Here is an 18,107-nt window from a genome sequence, read left to right on the forward strand (position 1 = left end):
GTGGACGGGCGATGACCGTGAGGTGCCCGACATTCGGTCCGCGGCCCGTCGTCTGGCGTTAACCTCGGTTCACATTCGTGTACTCATAGGAGGTCTGAGTGTCTTCGCTGTCCGTGGCCGGCACCCGTCCGGTTCTCGCCGACCTCGTTCCCGGCGCACTGGTCCGTGACGCCGTCCTGGTCGCCGGTGGTGCCGCCCTGACCGGCGCCGCCGCCCAGATCCTGATCCCCGTGCCCGGCTCGCCGGTGCCGATGACCGGCCAGACGTTCGCCGCCCTGTTCGTCGGCGCGGCGCTGGGCTGGAAGCGCGGCGCGCTGTCGATGGCGCTGTACCTCGCCGTCGGCGCGGCGGGCTTCGGCTGGTTCCAGAACGGTTCGTCGGGCCTGTTCGGCGCCAGCGCCGGCTACATCGTCGGCTTCGTCTTCGCGGGCGCCCTGGTCGGCGCGCTCGCCGGCCGCGGCGGGGACCGCACGCCGCTGCGCACGGCGGGGACGATGGTGCTGGGCAACCTCGCCATCTACTCGGTCGGCGTGCCGTGGCTGATGGCGTCGACCGGTTTCGGCCTGTCGACCGCGCTCGAAAAGGGTGTCGTGCCGTTCCTGATCGGGGACGCGCTGAAGATCGCCGTCGCGGCCGCGCTGCTTCCGGCCACCTGGGCGCTCGTCTCTCGCTTCCGCAAGGAGTCGTGACCGGCCCTTTCACCGCTCCACGCACTGCCGTGAACGGTCCGTTCCCCGCGTATCCGGCGGGGAACGGACCGTTCATCGCACGGGGCGGACGATCTTGACGGTGCCCCCGGCTATCGTCTTGTCCCGTGCCCTCCCGTGCTGATTTCCCCGGTGTCCTCGAACTCCTGACCCACGCGGTCGAGTCCGTCGGCGGTGCCGAGCGCGAGGGCCAGGTCCAGATGGCGGACGCCGTCGGCCGCGCCATCCGCACCGGCGAGCATCTGGCCGTCCAGGCGGGCACCGGCACCGGGAAGTCCTTGGCCTATCTCGTTCCCGCGATCCGGCACGCGGTCGAGAAGGAGGCGACGGTCGTGGTCTCCACGGCCACCATCGCGCTGCAGCGCCAGCTGGTCGACAGGGATCTCCCCCGGCTGGCGAAGGCGCTGAAGAAGCCCCTCGGCCGCGAACCCACCTTCGCGATCCTCAAGGGCCGCCGTAACTACCTTTGCCTCCACCGGCTCGATTCCGGCGCCCCGGACGAGCCGGAGGACCAGCAGCTGTTCGACCCGTTCGCCGTCTCCAGGCTGGGCAAGGAGGTCACGCGGCTGCGGGAATGGTCTTCGGACACCGAGACGGGCGATCGCGACGAACTGGTCCCCGGCGTCTCGGATCAGGCGTGGCGCCAGGTTTCCGTCACGGCCAAGGAATGCCTCGGCGCCTCGCGGTGCCCCATCGGCACCGACTGCTTCGCGGAACGGTCCCGCGCCGAGGCGGGCAAGGCCGACGTCGTGGTCACCAACCACGCGCTGCTGGCGATCGACGCGCTGCAGGGCTACCAGGTGCTCCCCGAACACGACCTGGTGATCATCGACGAGGCGCACGACCTCGTCGATCGCGTGACCTCGGTGGCGACGGGCGAGCTGACCAGCGGCATGGTCTCCGCGGCCGCCCGGCGCTGCGGGAAACTGGTCGACGAAGAAGTGGCCGACCAGCTGCTGGAGGCGAGCGACGGGCTGGCACTGATCCTCGACGACCTGCCGTCGGGCCGGATGGACTCGCTGCCGCAGGCCCTCACCGGCGCGATCCCCGCGGTCCGCGACGCCGCGCACCGCTGCCTCACCTCGCTCGGCAAGGACCGGAAGGAAGACGTCGACGAGGCCACGGCCCGCAAACTGGCGCGGTCGCTGCTCGAAGAGGTCCATGACACCGCGGTCCGGCTCCTCGAAGCCTTCGACGACGACAAGGCGCATCAGCGCGATGTCGTCTGGCTGACCGGGGACCGCTTCTCCTCGAACCCGCGTCCGCCCGCGCTGAAGGTCGCTCCGCTGGGGGTCGCGGGCCTGCTGCGGGAACGCGTCTTCAACCAGCACACGACCGTCCTCACGTCGGCGACGCTGACCTTGGGCGGCACCTTCGACACCATGGCCCGGCAGTGGGGTCTGCCGCCCGGCGGGGCCAGGGTCGAGAAGGCGCCGGGCGCGGCGACCGACAAGGCCGTCCCGGCCGACAGCGACGGCAGTAACGACAGCGAAGGCCCGAAGTGGACCGGTCTCGACGTCGGCTCCCCGTTCGACCACAAACGCAACGGCATCCTCTACCTGGCCAAACACCTGCCGCCGCCGGGCCGGGACGGGCTGCAGCCCTCGACGATGGACGAGCTGGCCGAGCTGATCGAGGCAGCGGGCGGGCGCACCCTCGGCCTGTTCTCCTCGATGCGCGCGGCGAAGCAGGCCACCGAAGAGATGCGGGAGCGGCTCGACGTGCCGATCCTCTGCCAGGGCGACGATTCCACCGGCCTGCTGGTGCAGAAGTTCTCCGAGGACGCGCGCACCTGCCTGTTCGGCACGCTGTCGCTGTGGCAGGGCGTCGACGTGCCCGGTCCTTCGCTCCAGCTCGTGGTGGTCGACAGGATCCCGTTCCCGCGCCCGGACGACCCGGTCTCTTCGGCCCGGCAACGGGCCGTGGAAGCCAGGGGCGGCAACGGATTCCTCACCGTCGCGGCCACGCACGCCGCGCTTCTGCTCGCGCAGGGCACCGGACGGCTGCACCGCTCGACCAGCGACCGCGGCGTCGTGGCGATCCTGGACTCGCGGCTGGCCACCGCCCGCTACGGCGGCTTCCTGCGCGCGTCGCTGCCGCCGTTCTGGCCGACCATGGACCCGAAGGTCGCCCGCGACGCATTGCGCCGCCTCGACGCCGCCGCCCCGGCCTGAGTGGCCTGGAACACGGCCGAGTACCGTTAACGGAACGCCGAAGACAGGGAGAACCGGTTGTCCCACGAGTCGCCCAACGCACAATCCCGGACAGTCAGCGTCGATGACACCGGGGTGCGGCGCCAGCTCGCGGACGGAAGCGAGGAAGCCGTCACGTGGTCCGAGCTGTCCGCGGTGGTGGTCAGAGTGATCCCTGAAGGCCCGTGGAAGGAAGACGTCTTCTTCATGCTCGCCGGCGCCGACGGGAAGGGCACCGCGATCCCCAGCGGCGACCCGGCAGCCGACGCGCTGATCGAGCGGCTGCAGACGCTGCCCGGCTTCGACAACGAGAAGTTCATCGAGGCCATGACCACCGACGCCGACGAGGCGTACGTGGTCTGGAGCTCCGAAGGCCACGCCGCGAAGCACTAGCCAATGCCATGAACGGTCCTTTCCTCGTCAGGAAAGGACCGTTCATGGCATCCGGGGGGGTTATTCGGTGGGGAAGCTTTCCGTGACCGGGACACCCTTCTTCAGCGTCCGGCTCACCGTGCACAGCCGCTCGATCGCCCGGTCGACAGCCGTCGCCAGCGCCTCCCGATCCTCAGCGGCGAGCGAAGACACGTCGACGTCGAAAGCCACGTGGACGGCGTCAAGCTCCGAAGCGCCTTCGCGCCTGTCTGCGGTCACTCCGACCCGGAACTTCGAGTCCTTCCCGATCCGGCGCGTGATGAGGTTCTCGGCGGTGACGGCCGAGCAGCCCGCCGCGGCGATCTGCAGGAGTTCGGCCGGCGAGAAGGCGCCCTCGGCACCCTTGCGGCCGATCAGGACCTCGGCACCGCGTTCGTTGCGGCCGATGAAGCGGTGCTCACCGTCGCGCTGGACTTCCAAAGACACGGTTTTCCCTTTCAGAGTGGCGGCAGCCTGGGCGCGATCCCGCCGGCGAGCCGTTCCGCGGCCGGGCACATCTCCTCCGGCTGCTTGACCTTGCTCGCGACGTAGATCTCCACCGTCTCGATCATGGCACGACCGTCGCCGGTGAAGGTCCGGTGCGGGATCTCCGCCTGGCAAGCCTTCCACTCGGACGAGACTTCGACGAAGGCTTCCCGCGATCCGAGAGCGACCCGCCTGCCGTCGTCCCGGAACGGCGCCCATTCCCGTTCGAACCGGATCGTCACCTCGGTCTCGCGATGGTTCCAGTAGCACTCCCAGTTGCCGAAGACCGGATCCGGCGTGGCCGGGCCGCCGACGATCGCCTGCGGCAGGTCCCCGCCGAGCACACAGGCGTCGAGACTCCCGAGCGTCCCGGCGGCGAAGGGCGCGGGACGGCGTTTGAGCGGCTCCCGGTTCAGCACCTCGGCCGCGTGCGCGGCCACCGGGTCGACGTAGTCGCACAGATGGGCGTGCCAGTTCCGGAGGTGCCGCGAGTGCACCCAGAGCTGGTTGCCGTCCGGCAGTTCGACACCCCGCTGGCACTTCTCTTCGGTGTCGCTCGGCCACTCACGCACCCGCAGCCGGCCGGGCGCCGGCTTCTCCAGCATCGGCGTCCCTGGAATCGTCAGTTCGAGCCGGACGTCGACGACGTCACCCTCGTCGGGGCTCAGCCGCAGGAAGACGCCACAGCCGTTGTAGTCGCCGGTGGCACTGTTCAGCTGGGGAGTCCCGAACTGCTTCAGCACGGACGGGTCCACCAGCGCGCAGGGATCGGCCGTTCGCGGGTCTCCGACCGAATCGGCCGGAGCCGTCGCGGTCGCTGTCGAGGCGGGTCGATTCAGGGCGTAGACCAGTCCGCCCGCCAGTACGAGCACCATCGCGACGGCTCCGATCGCGACGGCCCGCCTGGTCACCCGGAACCGCCTGGACCGTGCTGGCACCTCGACGTCCGCGACTTCGGACAGCACTTCGGCCGCGCGGACGGCGTCCGGCCTGCCTGCGGGTTTGCGCCGCAGCAGCTCGGTCAGCACCGACGCCAGCGGTCCCGCCCGGCGGATCGGCTCCAGGGTGTACGAGCTCGCGCGCCGGAGCTGCACGAAAGGCCCCGCGCTCGCGTCGCCCCACACCGAAGTGCCCTCGACGGCGGCGAACAGCGTCGCGCCGAGCGAGAACACGTCCGCGGCGGCACCCGCCTGATGCCCTTCGGCCATCTCGGGCGCGACGTAGCCGGGAGTCCCGACGTCGAGACCGCCGCCGGTCCGGGTCACCTCGGCCCACTGCGCGATGCCGAGGTCGGTGAGTTTGGCGGTGCCGTCCTCGGCGACCAGGACGTTGCCCGGTTTGAGATCGCGGTGGACCATGCCCTTGTCGTGCATCGCCGCGAGCGCCGCGGCGAGCTGGACGCCGATCTTCGCCACCTTGCCGGGTGACAGCGGCCCCTCGGCGTCGATGATGTCGGCGAGGCTGCGCGAAGGCAGGTACTCCATGACGAGCCAGCGATCGTCACCGTCGATCACGGCGTCGAACACCGTGACCACGTTCGGATGATGCAGCCCCGCGCCGATCCGCGCCTCGCGCCGGATCTGGCCGCTGTCCCCGGCCTGCGAGCGTTTGAGGGCGACTGTCCGGCCGAGGTCCTGATCGGTGGCCCGCCACACCACTCCCATGCCCCCGGCGCCGATCCGCTCCTCCAAGCGGTAGCGCCCGGCGATCAGCCGGTCACCCATACGGGGAGTATATGAGGTTAAGCCCTTTGGGCTAGGACCGTGACGGTTCCGGGATCGACTTCGGTGAACCCGGCGTCCCGGACCGCGACGACACCGTCACGGCGCCACGAGCCTTCGGGATCCTCGACCGGGCACAGCGCCTTCCAGGTCGCGACCGGCGGAGTCCGCACCGAACACCGGAACCCGGTCTCGGCCCAAGCCGCCCGCCCGGCCTCGTCCAGCAGCGAGGCCAGGATCATCGTCGCGTGCCCGACCTGGGCGGAGCCCTTGCCGACGGTCATCGAGACCTCGGGGTTCAGCAGCAACCGCGGCAGCCCGTCCGGCGCGGGTCCCGGCTCGTCGGCCGGGAGTTCGCTGCCGGAGATCTGGAGCCGCGAGACCTCTTTCGGCGTCTCGACGACAAGGCCGGGGAGCAACGCCCGCGCCTCGGCGCCGTCGACCTCGATCGTGATACCCGGCAGTTCCTGGACCGCCTGCCAGTGCGCGCCGCGCGCCCGCCGGGCGACCTTGCGGATCCGGCCGTCGACCCACGCCTGGAGCGGCTCGTGCCATTCGCCTTCGGGCTCGGCGCGTTCGTCGAGGCAGACCGCGACCGCGGCCGCCGCGGCGGCCTCCAGCAAAGCGGTCCGGGACGGCGGTTCGGCGCGTTCCATCCGCAGGATCACTGGCATGGCGCGGACCTCGGCGGGATCCTCGTCGGAAGTGTCCACCGTGTCCTCGGCCGGCAATCCCAGCCAGTACGCGTAGCGCGCGGCCAGCGGCTCCAGGACGCTCATGGCCGGGAGTACTCGAGACCGTCGGCGGCGTCCGCGGCCTCGATCTCGGACCTCGTGACCCCGAGCAGGAACAGCACGGCGTCGAGATACGGGTGCGAAAGCGCGGTGTCGGCGACCTCGCGCAGCGCGGGCTTCGCGTTGAAAGCGACACCCATCCCGGCGACCGAAAGCATGTCGATGTCGTTCGCCCCGTCACCGACCGCGACGCACTGCTGCAACGAGATCTCGTATTCCTCGGCGAAGCGGCGCAGCGCCTTCGCCTTGCCCGCGCGGTCGACGACCTCCCCGACCACCCGGCCGGTGAGCTTGCCGTCGACCACTTCGAGCTCGTTCGCGGCGGCGAAGTCGAGGCCGAGGTCGTCCACGAGGGACTGGATGATCTTGGTGAACCCGCCCGAAACGACCCCGCAGCGGAAGCCCATCCGCTTCAGGGTGCGGATGGTCGTGCGCGCGCCGGGGGTGAGTTCGATCGACGCGGCGACCTCGTCGAGCACCGTCTCCGGCAGCCCTTCCAGCAACGCGACCCGGCGCTCCAGCGACTCGCCGAAGTTCAGCTCGCCGCGCATCGCGGCTTCGGTGATCTCGCGGACCTGCGGTTCGACGCCGGCGTGCGCGCCGAGCATCTCGATGACCTCGCCCTGGATGAGCGTGGAATCGACGTCGAAGACGACCAGGCGCTTGGCGCGGCGGGCGAGCCCGGCCCGCTCGACCGAGATGTCGATCCCGGCCTCGACGGCGGCGTCGGCCAGCGCGGTGCGCAGCGCGGCGTCGGCTTCCGGTTCGTCCTGGGCGAGCGAGGCGTACAGCTCCAGCCCGGTGACCGGGTAGTCGGCGACACTGCGGATCGAGTCGATGTTGACGTTCAGCGCGGCGAGACGGCGCGCGACGTCGGAGAACGCCCGCGCGGTCACCGGGCGGCCGAGCATCAGCAGGACATGCGTCGAGTCCTTCTGGCCGATGGCGAACGGGTCGGCGCCGATGGCCGAACCGATCTTCACCTCGACCTCCATGCCGACCGACGCCATCGCCTGCTCGACGTACTCCTGCAGCCCCTCGGGGTCGCGGTACACGCCGGCGAGCACGCCGAGCACCAGCTGGCCGCGGATGACCACCTGCTCGACGTCGAGGACGTCGACGTCGTGGCGTGACAGCACGGCGAACAGCACCGAGGACACGCCCGGCTTGTCGGGACCGGTGGTGGTGATGAGAACTGGTGTCTGCGTCACGGGGTCAGTCTCCCTCAGCCGCGCAAGAAAAAGGCGCGTGCCTTGCCTCGGTGTGAGGCAGGGCACGCGCCATTTCCGCTTATCGGGTCACTGCTCGCTGGCGTTGTCCTTGGAGTGATCACCCGGCATGGCCGCGTCGGTGAGCACCTGGGACGGCGCGCGGTGGGTGTTGACCTTCTGCTTCCCGAAGAAGCCGATCTCACCCTCCTTGTGGATGCGCTCGACCATATGCGGGTAGTGCAGCTCGAACGCCGGGCGCTCGGACCGAATCCGGGGCAGCTCGGTGAAGTTGTGCCGCGGCGGCGGGCAGGAAGTCGCCCATTCGAGCGAGTTGCCGTAGCCCCACGGGTCGTCCACCGTGACGATCTCGCCGTACCGGTAGCTCTTGAAGACGTTCCAGATGAACGGCAGCGTCGAGGCACCGAGGATGTACGCGCCGATCGTGGAGATCGTGTTCAGCGTGGTGAACCCGTCGGACTGCAGGTAGTCCGCGTACCGGCGCGGCATGCCTTCGGCGCCCAGCCAGTGCTGCACGAGGAACGTGGCGTGGAAGCCGATGAACGTGGTCCAGAAGTGCCACTTGCCGAGCTTCTCGTCCATCATGCGGCCGGTGATCTTCGGGAACCAGAAGTAGATCCCGGCGAACGTGGCGAACACGATCGTGCCGTAGAGCACGTAGTGGAAGTGCGCGACGACGAAGTAGCTGTCCGACACGTGGAAGTCGATCGCCGGCGCGGCCAGCATGATGCCGGTCAGACCGCCGAAGAGGAACGTGACGATGAAGCCCATCGAGAAGATCATCGGCGTCTCGAAGGACAGCTGGCCCTTCCACATCGTGCCGATCCAGTTGAAGAACTTCACGCCGGTCGGGACCGCGATCAGGAACGTCATGAAGGAGAAGAACGGCAGCAGCACGGCGCCGGTCGCGTACATGTGGTGCGCCCACACGGCCACCGAAAGCGCGGCGATCGCCAGCGTCGCCCAGACCAGGCCCTTGTAACCGAAGATCGGTTTGCGGCTGAAGACCGGGAAGATCTCCGACACGATCCCGAAGAACGGCAGGGCCACGATATAGACCTCTGGATGGCCGAAGAACCAGAACAGATGCTGCCAGAGGATCACGCCGCCGTTCGCGGGGTCGAACACATGCGCCCCGAGATGCCGGTCCGCCAGCAGGCCCATCAGGGCCGCGGTCAGGATCGGGAACGCCAGCAGGATCAGGATGCTGGTGACCAGGATGTTCCAGGTGAAGATCGGCATCCGGTACATCGTCATACCGGGGGCGCGCAGGCAGACCACCGTGGTGATCATGTTGACGCCACCGAGGATGGTGCCGAGACCCGACACGACCAGACCGGCGATCCACAGGTCGGCGCCGACGCCGGGCGAGTGGATGGCGTCCGACAGCGGGGTGTAGGCGAACCAGCCGAAGTCGGCGGCGCCACCCGGAGTCAGGAAGCCGGACATCACGATCAGGCCGCCGAAGAGGTACAGCCAGTACGAGAACGCGTTCAGCCGCGGGAAGGCCACGTCCGGCGAACCGATCTGCAGCGGCAGCACGAAGTTCGCGAATCCGAAGAGGATCGGCGTCGCGTACAGCAGCAGCATGATCGTGCCGTGCATCGTGAACAGCTGGTTGTACTGCTCCTGCGAAAGGAACTGCTGCCCAGGACGCGCCAGCTCGGAGCGGATCAGCATCGCCATCGCGCCGCCCACCATGAAGAAGGCGAACGACGTGACCAGGTACATGATGCCGATTTGCTTGTGGTCCGTCGTGCGGAACAACCGCAGCAGGTACGAACCCTTAACCGACTCGCGCGCGGGATACGGGCGCGTGGCGATCGGCTTGGGGGCTACGGCCGTCACTCCTGCCTCCAACACTCAAACCTTGTGGTGGTCAATTATCTGCCGTCGGCCGGGTTCGGGACCCATTTCGGCGGCTAGTGGGGATCGTAGCCCTCACTACCGACCGTCGCGCGCACCGGCTGGCAAGATCGCGCTGTGACCGACGAACACACCCGTGCGGGAGTGGCCGCGGCGCTCGCTGTCGGTGACCGGTACGGGCTGCCGACCGATGCTCCCGAGGTCCTGCATTTCAAGTCGAACGTGCTGGTGAGACTGGGTCCGGTGGTGGCGCGGGTGCCGGGGACGACGCGCCTGGCCCGACCGTCCCCTGTGGACTGGCTCGCACGTGACGTCGACCTGTCGAGATACCTCACGGAACGTGATGTGCTCGTCGTCTCACCCACCACGGATCCCCCGGCCGGACCGCATTTCGCCGACGGACTGCCGGTCACTCTCTGGCATTACACGCCTCATGAGCCGGGACACACGCTGCCACCGCGCGAGGTGGCGATTTCGCTCGCCCGTGTGCACGCGGCGCTCGCGGACTACCCCGGCGAACTGCCCGGACTCGGACCGGTCCGTGAACTCCGGACGCTGCTCGACCGGCACGGTCACACGATGGGCGGAGCGGCGCCCCGGCTGTACGAGGAACTCGAGCGGGTGACGGCGGCCCTGCCGTCGGACGGGGCCCGGCCGCTGCACGGTGACGCCCATCGGGGGAATGTCATCGTGACGGCGGCCGGGCCGTGCTGGCTCGACTTCGAGGACACCTGGCGCGGACCGCTCGGCTGGGACCTCGGCGTGCTCTACGCGGACGCCGGACCCGCCGCTTTGGACGCGTACCCGGCGGAAGTCGAGCCTTCGTCGCTGGAGCCGTTCATCGCGTTGCGGCGGTTGTTCGAGGTTCCGTGGCGGTTCGTTATCGCGCTGCGGTTCCCGGAGCGGCGCGGGGAGGCGGAGGCCGCCCTGGAGCGCTACTTCTCGACGTCCCGAGCGCCACGCCAGGGACACTGAACGTCTCCGGCGTGGCGCTCGGGACACCCCCTGCCCCGGCCGCGGATCTAGACGACCGTCATCAGGAGCTTCGCCGCCACATCGACGCCGTCCGTCCGCACCTCACCGCCGACTTGAGCGGCACGCGAAGCGACTTCGGGCCGCAGCACCTCGCTCAAGGCGAGCGTCAGGGACTCCGCCGTCGGCTCCCCCGTGATCGAGGTCCCTGCCCCGAGGTCGCGGACGCGCTGCGCGAAGTAGGGCTGATCGAACATCTGCGGGACGAGCACCTGCGGCACCCCGGCACGGGCCGCCGCCGTGGTCGTCCCGGCGCCGCCGTGGTGCACGACCGCCGCGACCCGCAGGAAGAGCGCCTGCTGGTTGACATCCCCGATGGCGAGGCAGTCGGGTTCGTCGTCGATCAGCGCCAGCTCGGTCCAGCCGCGGAACACGATCGCCCGCCGTCCGTGCGCCCGCGCCGCCTCGATCATCGCCTTCGCGATCTCCTCCGGCGCGCGGATGCTCCCGAAGCCGAAGTAGACCGGCGGTTCCCCGGCGTCGAGGAACGCTTCCAGTTCCGGGGACAACGGACTGTGGTCCGGCAGGATCCAGGCGCCGGTCTGGTGCACGTCCAGCGCCGACGGTTCCCGCCACGGCGCCAGCACCGGATCGGCGGCCAGCCACGGCCGTTCGGTGAAGATGTGCCCGCGGACGTCGTCGACCGGCGGCAGGCCGAGCAGCGCCCGCTGCGAGTCGAGCACTCCGCGCCATTGCTCGTTCCAGCGTTCCGCGTCGTCGGCCCACAACGCCGGGATGGCGGCGCCGGGATCTTTTGGCGCCCATCCCGCGAAAACGGGCGGACGATGGTGCAGTGAAGGCAGCGTTATCGGGCAATAGGCGGTGAAGAAATAGGGAATTCCTTTTCGCTCCGCCACCGAATGGGCGGCGATGTTCAAGGCCATTCCCGCGACGACGGCGTCGCACCCCTCGGCCGCTTCCGGCATGGTCTCGAACTGGTCGACGACCATGGCCTCGGCCATCTCGCGGCGCCCTTCAGGTGTGGCCATCGCCTTGGTCATCACTGAATCCGGCTTCGCCGTCGACCGGAGTTCCGGCCCCAGCGAGGTGAAGGAGATCCCGAGACCTTCGGCCCAGACACGGAAATCCGGCGGCGCGCAGAGCCGGACCCGGTGGCCGAGTTCCCGTAATCGCACCGCCAGCGCGACCAGCGGCTGCACCTCACCCCTCGTCCCGATAGTGGACAGGAGTACACGCATGGGAATCCCCCTTCGGCAAAACGTGAAGGCACGAATTGTGAACCGGAAATGGGGGCTTGCCGCAAGTCCCCCTGTCCGCTATACCTTTGAAGGGGCGGGGGAACTGTTTTTCAGGCGGGATACCAGCCCAAGATCGCCTCGACGACTCCGGCCGGATCCTCCAGCGGCGTCAGATGTCCCACCTCCGGCAGCACGACCAGAGTCGCGTCCGGCAGCGTCTCCACCAGCGTGTTCGCCGCTTCCAACGGGGTCAGGCCGTCCTCTTCGCCGACCACGACCAGCGCAGGCACGTCCGCCGACCGCAGTGTTTCGAGCGAATCGGGCCGGGTGGCCATCGCCCGTGCCGCCCACGCGATCCCCGACGGCGGCTGCGACGTGATCAGTTCTCGAAGCCGTTCGGAGACCTCCGGAGGGGCCTTCACGGAGAGCAATCCGGGCGTGACGGCTTCGGGCATCCATCCGGCGCCTTCCGCTTCGACACGGGCCGCGACGTCGTGCCGGGCCCGCGCGGCCTCGGGCGTGTCGGCCGTCGCCTTCGTGTCGATGAACACGAGCCCGCCCACCCGTTCCGGCGCGAGACGCAGCACCGCCATCGTCAGGTAGCCGCCCATCGAGCAGCCGCCGAGGACGACCTGGTCGAGTTCGAGCCGGTCGAGCAGCGCCACGACGTCGCGCGCGGCGTCGTCCAGGTCCGGCTCCCGGTCGGTGTCCGGCAGCGGGCTGCGGCCGAGGCCGCGCTGGTCGGGGGTGATCAGCCGCAGGCGTTCACCGAGGGGCGCTCGCACCCCGTCCCACAGGCGGGCGTCGACGGGGAAGGCGTGCAGCAGTACCAGCGGGAGATCCTTCATGGCGATAATTCTGTCGCACCCCCGCGCTAACGTCAGATCCGTGCTGACAGAGATCAAGACGGAGAGGCTGCTGCTGCGTCGGCTGCGCGAGGCGGATCGCGAGAACATCGTCGCGCTGCAGGCCGCTCCGGAAACGAACAAGTTCAACCCGGTGCCGCATACCGTCGAGGGCGCGGAGAAGCTCTTCGACACCTGGATGAAGCAATGGGCCGACCACGGTTTCGGCTATCTCGCGGTGTCCGCCTCGGACGATCCCGAGGTGATCGCCGGCTTCGGCGGCGTCCGGTACACCGAATGGAACGGCGAGCGCGTGCTGAACCTCGCGTACCGCTTCTGGCCGTTCAGCTGGGGCAAGGGCTATGCGACGGAGATGGCGGCCGCCGTCGTCGAGTGGGCCGAGCGGGAGATCCCCGATGTCCCGGTGATCGCCAACATCATGGTGTCCAACGAACCGTCCGTCCGGGTCGCCGAGCGGCTCGGTTTCAAGATCCACACGGAGGAGGAATACGAGGGCGAACCTTCACTGCACCTGCGGCGCTGAATCACCGGCGGCTGAGTCACCAGCGGGCTGAGTCACCAGCGACCTGGCCTTCGCCGGGACCGCGCGTCCCAGCAGGGCTTGTGCCAATGACGGCGGTCGGCGACACCGCCGGTGTCGTCGGCGGGCCAGACGACCAGATGCGGGGTCCCCGGCCGGATCTCGTGGTCGCAGCCGGGACAGCGATAGTCCTTGGTGGCCTGCGCGCCGGGCACCGTCCGGACCAGCCATTCCCCGTCGGTTGCCGATTCGGAGCGCGCCCAGCCGGTCGACGCGCCGAGGTCGGGGCGTCCACCGCGTTCGGGCCGGTTACGTCGTGGCACCCCGAAACCGTAACCGGCGGCCCGGTTCAGTCGCCGAAGTAGGCGCCCGGTGTCACACCGACCGCCCGTCGGAAGGCGACGACGAACGCGCTCGGCGAGGAGTAGCCGATCCGCCGGGAGACCGCGCTCAGCGGCAGGCCCTCGGCCAGCAGCGGCAGTGACGCGCGCAGCCGGGCCTGCACCCGCCACGCGCCGAACGTCGTCCGGCACTCGGTGAGGAACAGCCGCGCGAGCGTGCGTTCACTCGCGCCGGCGTCGTGCGTGAAGTCCGCGAGCCCGCGGCGGTTCGCCGGATCGGCGATCACCGCCCGCGCGACGGTCAGCGCCCGTTCGTCGGACGGCATCGGCACGGCGATCGGCACGACGTCCACCGGTTCGAGCAGGTCGAAGGCGACGGCTTCGGCCCGGCGGCGCGCGTCGTCGGCGAGGTCGGCCGCGCCGAGGTGCTCCAGCAGTTCCCGAAGCAGCGGGCGGACGGCGACGAGTGTCGGCGCGGGCCAGCGCACCGGGCAACGGTCCTGAGCGGCGTAGATCCCTCGCAACACGGTCTGCGCGGTGGCACCGGTCCGGTGGACGACACCGGCCGGGATCCACAGCGCCCTCGTCGGCGGCAGCACCCAATGCCGCTCGCCGACGTTCACGCTCAGGATCCCGCGCGCCGCCCAGGCGAGCTGGTGACCGTCGTGCTCGTGCCAGGGGAGCCACGTGCCGGCGGGCAGGTCCATCTCACCGAGCACCATCGCCGTCGACATCGACGGAAGGAGTCCGATATTCGACATCACTTGGCAGCCTATCGCCTGCCGGTCACCTTTACCGTCGGATTCATGCCGATGAACCTGGTGCACCGCAAACTGTGCAGTTCCGCGCTGTGGGCGAAGGCCGTGGCCGCCGAGATGCCGGGCAACGTCGCCGGCTTCGACCTCGGTGACTCCGTCCTGGAGATCGGGCCGGGGTTCGGCGCGACCACTCGCGCTCTCGTGGGACTCGTCCCGAAGCTCACCGCCATCGAGATCGACGAGGCGTCGGCGGAACTCCTGAAACGGGAGTTCGACGGCCGCGTGCGGATCGTCCAGGGCGACGGCGCCGCACTGCCCTTCGAGGACGGCGAGTTCTCGGCGGTCGTCTGCTTCACGATGCTGCACCACGTGCCGACGACGGGACTGCAGGACGCGATCTTCGCCGAGGCGTTCCGGGTGCTCCGGCCCGGCGGGGTCCTGCGCGCCATCGACAGCCTGGAAAGCCTGCCGTTCCGGCTGCTCCACATCGGCGACACGATGAACGCGCTCGACCCGGTGTCGATCTGGCCCCGGCTCACCGGCGCCGGGTTCGGCGACATCAAGGTCGACCACGTCCCGAAGCGCAGCATCAGGTTCTCGGCCCGGAAGCCCGCCTGACGCATTTATTGAGCGGTAAGGCAAAGGAGTCCTTCACGGACCGGCGCTCGGCGGCGAACAGCGAGGTGAAGGGGACTTTCGCCGCATTGCCCGCAGGGACAGTCCCTTCTCCCAGGGTCTTGCGGTCCTTGTGGGTGACGGAGTCCCGGCGGTGTCGCGAAAGCCACTTTCGCGACATCAGACGTCCTGAAAGTGGCTTTCGCGACACCGCCGCCCCACCAGACCGCGCCGGGTCAGGGTGGTCGTGAGTGGCGATTCGGGTTCTGACGGACCCGTATTTGCCTACCCACTGGTGCGACTGGCGGTCGAGTGTGGAGGATTTGGGACGTTGAACGTCCTAAATCCTCCACGCTCGGTCTCGGTGATGAGGGATTCGGGACGTTACGTCCGGAAGCTTCCCCCGTGACCGGTGTGACCTTGATCAACGGAGGATTGGGGACGGTGAGTGTCCCGGACCTTCCGTTGATCAAGATTCAAGACCGGTCGAGCCCTACAGCCGCGGAACCGCCACCTTCGCTCAGGAAATGCGAGGTCAGCCGCGCGCGAGGACCAGTGGGACGAGCTGCTCGGCCGGGGTCAGCGAGCCGTGCTGACCGACCAAGGAGGACTCGACGGCCTCCGCCAGTTCCCGCACGAGCCCGAAACGCCCCTTCGCCGCCACGACGACGTCGCCGATGCGCGGCCGGACCCGGTCGGCGACCGGCCCGAACCAGCCCGCCTCGACGGCCTCGTCGCGCGAGAGGGTCCACGCCCGGTCGCCGACGACGTCGCGCCAGGCCGCCAGCACGTCGGCCTCCGCGCCCGGTTCGGTGTAGACGTGCCGCGCCCGGACCTCGCCCCCGATGGCCCGGACGCCGCCGAGCAGCGCGGGGGTGTCGTCGATGTCGAGCGCGCCCTCGACGGTCACCATGCCGTGGTCGGCCACGACCGCGAGCAGCGCGCCGGACGGCAGACCGTCCACGATGGACTCGACCAGCCTGTCGACGTGCCGCAACTGCATCCGCCACGGTGACGAGCCCGGCCCGTAGATGTGGCCCAGCATGTCGAGTTCGCTGTGATAGCCCCAGCAGAACGCCTGCCTCGGCTCGAGGCAGTGCAGGATGCAGGCCGCCAGGTCGCCGAGCGCGTGGACGCCGACATAGCGGGCACCGGACTGCGTCGCGCGGGTGAGCGCGGTGTCGGCGAATTTCGCCGAAGACACCACGCTGGTGGTGATCCCGGCGGCCGCCGCGCGCTCGAACGTCGTCGGCAGGGGCTGCACCTCGCGTGGCGGCAGCGCGCCGCGGAGGTCGCCGCCGTCCACATGACTTCGCCAGCGCAGCGCGTTCAAGACGCCCGCGCCGGGCACTTCGAAGCTGTACCCGACCAGGCCGTGCTCCCCCGACGCGAGCCCCGTGCCGATCGCGCCGAGACCGGCCGCCGTCGTCGCCGGGAAACCGACCCGCAGCGGCGACTTCGCCAGTTGCGTGAGCACGGGCGCGTCGGCGGCGTGCTCGGCCAGCAGTTCCCAGCCGAGACCGTCGATGAGCAGGACACAGGCACTGGAGGCCTCGGCCAAGCTCAGCGTGTTGGCGAACCCGGCGGCACCGAGGGCGGAAAGGACGGACGGGACGACTTGGCCGAGGTGCGGCACATGCGCCGCGACAGGCAGTTCCACCCGGCCAGCTTGCCATCCCCAGACCCGAAAAGGAGATGGGATAATGGCGGACATGCCGACTTACGCCTACCGCTGCCGCGAATGCGCCGGGACCTTCGAACTGCTGCGGCCGATGAGCGAATCCAGCGCGCCCGCGCCGTGCCCGGAGGGCCACCAGGACACCGTCAAGCTGCTGACGACCGTCGCGCTGACCGGGTCGGCGTCCGGCCCGGCGCCCGTTCCCGCCGGTGGCGGAGGCTGCTGCGGGGGCGGCTGCTGCAGCTGACCACTCGTTCGGGTGGCGTAACGTGTAATAGCCCATTTGGCGGGTACCCCCTTGCCACCAGTCTGGAAGCTCCAGTGGTGGGAAGGGAGAACGTCCAGTGGCCACATCAGCACTGGCGGCCGTCGATTTCGGCCAAGGCGTGTCCAGCGCCTGGAGTTCGGTCGCCACCTTCGTCCCGAAACTGCTCGCGTTCCTGGTCATCCTGTTCATCGGCTGGCTGATCGCCAAGGCGATCTCCAAGGCCGTGAGCATGGTGCTCGAGAAGGTCGGGTTCAACCGACTCCTGGAACGCGGGGGCTTCAAGCAGATGCTCGCGCGGAATCAGGTCGACGCGTCGGGCATCATCAGCAAGATCATCTACTACGCGATCCTGCTGATCGCCCTGCAGATCGCGTTCGGCGTGTTCGGCCCGAACCCGGTGAGTTCGCTGCTCAACGAGATCGTCGCCTGGCTGCCGCGCGCCATCGTCGCGATCGTCATCGTGGTGATCGCAGGCGCGATCGCCAAGGCGGTCAAGGACCTGGTGGGCAACGCCCTCGGCGGCGTCTCCTACGGCAAGGTGCTCGCCACCATCGCCTCGGTGTTCATCTGGGGCCTCGGCGTGATCGCCGCGCTGAACCAGATCGGGGTGGCCACCGCGGTCACGCTGCCGGTGCTGATCACCGTGCTCGCCACGGTCGGCGGGATCGCCGTCGTCGGGGTGGGCGGCGGCCTGATCAAGCCGATGCAGCAGCGCTGGGAGACCTGGCTCGGCCGGGCCGAGGCGGAGATTCCCGCCGCGAAGGCGCAGGCCGAGGCCTACCAGCGCGGCCGCGAGGACGCGGGCCGCTCCGGTGACGTGCCGACCGAGCGGACGGCCGTGTCCGCCGGGCACCACGCGGCCGATCCGAACGCGATGACGCAGCACCAGCAGTTCCCGCCGAACCAGGGTCAGGTGCCGCAGCACCAGGATCCCGGCCAGCGGCCCCCCGGTGGGTCAATGCCCCCTCCGCCGGAGTACCGCTGACCTTCCACGGGAGCGGGTGGGGCGTCCGGCCGCCCTACCCGTTCCCGGTCGGCCGTTCCCTGTCGTCCATCGTGGCGGCCAGCGAACACACGCCGACCAGGCGAGCGGTCAGCCAGTCGCTGCTGTTCCACTCGGACAGCTCGGCCGGGGCACGGAACGTCCAGCCCTTGGCCTTCGCCTCGTCGAGCAGCCCGCGCGTGTAGCCGGCGAGAAGCACGACCCCGGCGACCGCCGCCGAACCTTCGACCCCGGCCGCGAGGATGTCCCGCACCGCCGCCGAGTGCTGATCGAAGACGGCCGAAAGTCCGGGAAGCGCCGCCGCCGCGGCCAGCCCGGCCACCCCGATCTGCTGGTGCAGCCGGGAAAGCGTGCTACGAGCCGAAGATTCCACCCAGGACGAGACCAGATCTTTCACCCGACCAGGTTAGCCAGATCAGGC

The 18,107-nt window shown here is 69.6% G+C and carries 19 protein-coding genes; 8 read left to right on the forward strand and 11 right to left on the reverse strand.

Translation table 11 applies throughout. The features are described 5' to 3' along the window. The first annotated feature begins 98 nt into the window (after nucleotides 1–98). The 3 genes from AMYAL_RS0109745 (at nucleotide 99) to AMYAL_RS0109755 (ending at nucleotide 3,292) form a co-directional block, all read left to right on the forward strand. The gene (locus tag AMYAL_RS0109745; RefSeq protein WP_020631119.1) at nucleotides 99–689 is read left to right on the forward strand and encodes a biotin transporter BioY; all 591 of its coding nucleotides are present in this window, start codon (nucleotides 99–101) and stop codon (nucleotides 687–689) included. A gap of 125 nt (nucleotides 690–814) precedes the next feature. Beyond that, nucleotides 815–2,881: an ATP-dependent DNA helicase gene (locus AMYAL_RS0109750; protein WP_020631120.1), complete on the forward strand. Its 2,067-nt coding sequence runs from the start codon at nucleotides 815–817 to the stop codon at nucleotides 2,879–2,881. A 57-nt stretch (nucleotides 2,882–2,938) separates the two neighbouring features. Then, nucleotides 2,939–3,292 (forward strand): hypothetical protein, encoded by a 354-nt coding sequence (locus AMYAL_RS0109755; RefSeq protein ID WP_026466908.1) that lies wholly within the window; start codon nucleotides 2,939–2,941, stop codon nucleotides 3,290–3,292. A 60-nt stretch (nucleotides 3,293–3,352) separates the two neighbouring features. Here the strand turns inward: AMYAL_RS0109755 and AMYAL_RS0109760 are convergent, their stop codons facing one another. From AMYAL_RS0109760 to ctaD, 5 genes are all read right to left on the reverse strand, one after another. Continuing rightward, nucleotides 3,353–3,757: an OsmC family protein gene (locus AMYAL_RS0109760; protein WP_026466909.1), complete on the reverse strand. Its 405-nt coding sequence runs from the start codon at nucleotides 3,755–3,757 to the stop codon at nucleotides 3,353–3,355. 11 nt (nucleotides 3,758–3,768) lie between these two features. Further along, complete coding sequence (locus AMYAL_RS0109765) at nucleotides 3,769–5,520, reverse strand: serine/threonine-protein kinase (protein WP_026466910.1); 1,752 nt, start codon at nucleotides 5,518–5,520, stop codon at nucleotides 3,769–3,771. 17 nt (nucleotides 5,521–5,537) lie between these two features. Continuing rightward, nucleotides 5,538–6,296 carry a peptidyl-tRNA hydrolase gene (locus tag AMYAL_RS0109770; RefSeq protein WP_020631123.1) on the reverse strand — a complete coding sequence of 253 codons (759 nt, stop codon included), beginning with the start codon at nucleotides 6,294–6,296 and terminating at the stop codon, nucleotides 5,538–5,540. Further along, a complete protein-coding gene (serB, locus tag AMYAL_RS0109775; protein WP_020631124.1) occupies nucleotides 6,293–7,522 on the reverse strand; it encodes a phosphoserine phosphatase SerB in 1,230 nt (409 codons plus the stop codon). The genes AMYAL_RS0109770 and serB overlap by 4 nt, the downstream gene beginning before the upstream one ends. Nucleotides 7,523–7,609: 87 nt before the next feature. Continuing rightward, nucleotides 7,610–9,388, reverse strand: coding sequence for an aa3-type cytochrome oxidase subunit I (gene ctaD, locus AMYAL_RS0109780; RefSeq protein WP_020631125.1), 1,779 nt, complete (start codon nucleotides 9,386–9,388; stop codon nucleotides 7,610–7,612). Nucleotides 9,389–9,523: 135 nt separating this feature from the next. Here ctaD and AMYAL_RS0109785 point away from each other — a divergent pair, with 135 nt between their 5' ends. Next, entirely contained in the window at nucleotides 9,524–10,381 is an 858-nt protein-coding gene (locus AMYAL_RS0109785; protein WP_026466911.1) for a phosphotransferase, read from the forward strand. A 47-nt stretch (nucleotides 10,382–10,428) separates the two neighbouring features. On the opposite strand, the gene AMYAL_RS0109790 is transcribed toward AMYAL_RS0109785, so the two are convergent. Together AMYAL_RS0109790 and AMYAL_RS0109795 are read right to left on the reverse strand one after the other, a co-directional pair. After that, on the reverse strand, nucleotides 10,429–11,637 hold the full coding sequence (locus AMYAL_RS0109790) for a glycosyltransferase (RefSeq protein ID WP_039793909.1): 1,209 nt from the start codon (nucleotides 11,635–11,637) through the stop codon (nucleotides 10,429–10,431). Between the two features lie 110 nt (nucleotides 11,638–11,747). After that, the gene (locus AMYAL_RS0109795; protein ID WP_020631128.1) at nucleotides 11,748–12,485 is read right to left on the reverse strand and encodes an alpha/beta fold hydrolase; all 738 of its coding nucleotides are present in this window, start codon (nucleotides 12,483–12,485) and stop codon (nucleotides 11,748–11,750) included. Between the two features lie 40 nt (nucleotides 12,486–12,525). Between AMYAL_RS0109795 and AMYAL_RS0109800 the strand changes: the two genes are divergently transcribed. Beyond that, on the forward strand, nucleotides 12,526–13,026 hold the full coding sequence (locus tag AMYAL_RS0109800; protein ID WP_020631129.1) for a GNAT family N-acetyltransferase: 501 nt from the start codon (nucleotides 12,526–12,528) through the stop codon (nucleotides 13,024–13,026). 32 nt (nucleotides 13,027–13,058) lie between these two features. Here AMYAL_RS0109800 and AMYAL_RS0109805 read toward each other — a convergent pair whose 3' ends face one another. Together AMYAL_RS0109805 and AMYAL_RS0109810 are read right to left on the reverse strand one after the other, a co-directional pair. Beyond that, nucleotides 13,059–13,346, reverse strand: a complete 288-nt coding sequence (locus tag AMYAL_RS0109805) for a hypothetical protein (protein ID WP_020631130.1) — start codon at nucleotides 13,344–13,346, stop codon at nucleotides 13,059–13,061. A 26-nt stretch (nucleotides 13,347–13,372) separates the two neighbouring features. Next, on the reverse strand, nucleotides 13,373–14,125 hold the full coding sequence (locus AMYAL_RS0109810) for an AraC family transcriptional regulator (RefSeq protein WP_245192855.1): 753 nt from the start codon (nucleotides 14,123–14,125) through the stop codon (nucleotides 13,373–13,375). A gap of 51 nt (nucleotides 14,126–14,176) precedes the next feature. Between AMYAL_RS0109810 and AMYAL_RS0109815 the strand changes: the two genes are divergently transcribed. Continuing rightward, on the forward strand, nucleotides 14,177–14,740 hold the full coding sequence (locus AMYAL_RS0109815; RefSeq protein WP_084702315.1) for a class I SAM-dependent methyltransferase: 564 nt from the start codon (nucleotides 14,177–14,179) through the stop codon (nucleotides 14,738–14,740). 532 nt (nucleotides 14,741–15,272) lie between these two features. On the opposite strand, the gene AMYAL_RS0109820 is transcribed toward AMYAL_RS0109815, so the two are convergent. Beyond that, nucleotides 15,273–16,397, reverse strand: coding sequence for an alkaline phosphatase family protein (locus AMYAL_RS0109820; protein ID WP_020631133.1), 1,125 nt, complete (start codon nucleotides 16,395–16,397; stop codon nucleotides 15,273–15,275). A gap of 52 nt (nucleotides 16,398–16,449) precedes the next feature. Between AMYAL_RS0109820 and AMYAL_RS0109825 the strand changes: the two genes are divergently transcribed. Both AMYAL_RS0109825 and AMYAL_RS0109830 read left to right on the forward strand, forming a co-directional pair. Beyond that, nucleotides 16,450–16,662 (forward strand): FmdB family zinc ribbon protein, encoded by a 213-nt coding sequence (locus AMYAL_RS0109825; protein ID WP_026466915.1) that lies wholly within the window; start codon nucleotides 16,450–16,452, stop codon nucleotides 16,660–16,662. Nucleotides 16,663–16,759: 97 nt separating this feature from the next. Beyond that, on the forward strand, nucleotides 16,760–17,668 hold the full coding sequence (locus tag AMYAL_RS0109830; protein ID WP_020631135.1) for a mechanosensitive ion channel family protein: 909 nt from the start codon (nucleotides 16,760–16,762) through the stop codon (nucleotides 17,666–17,668). Between the two features lie 34 nt (nucleotides 17,669–17,702). Here AMYAL_RS0109830 and AMYAL_RS0109835 read toward each other — a convergent pair whose 3' ends face one another. Then, a complete protein-coding gene (locus AMYAL_RS0109835) occupies nucleotides 17,703–18,083 on the reverse strand; it encodes a DUF6401 family natural product biosynthesis protein (protein ID WP_020631136.1) in 381 nt (126 codons plus the stop codon). Nucleotides 18,084–18,107: the final 24 nt, after the last annotated feature.

Source organism: Amycolatopsis alba DSM 44262 (assembly GCF_000384215.1).
Taxonomy (GTDB): Bacteria; Actinomycetota; Actinomycetes; order Mycobacteriales; family Pseudonocardiaceae; genus Amycolatopsis; species Amycolatopsis alba.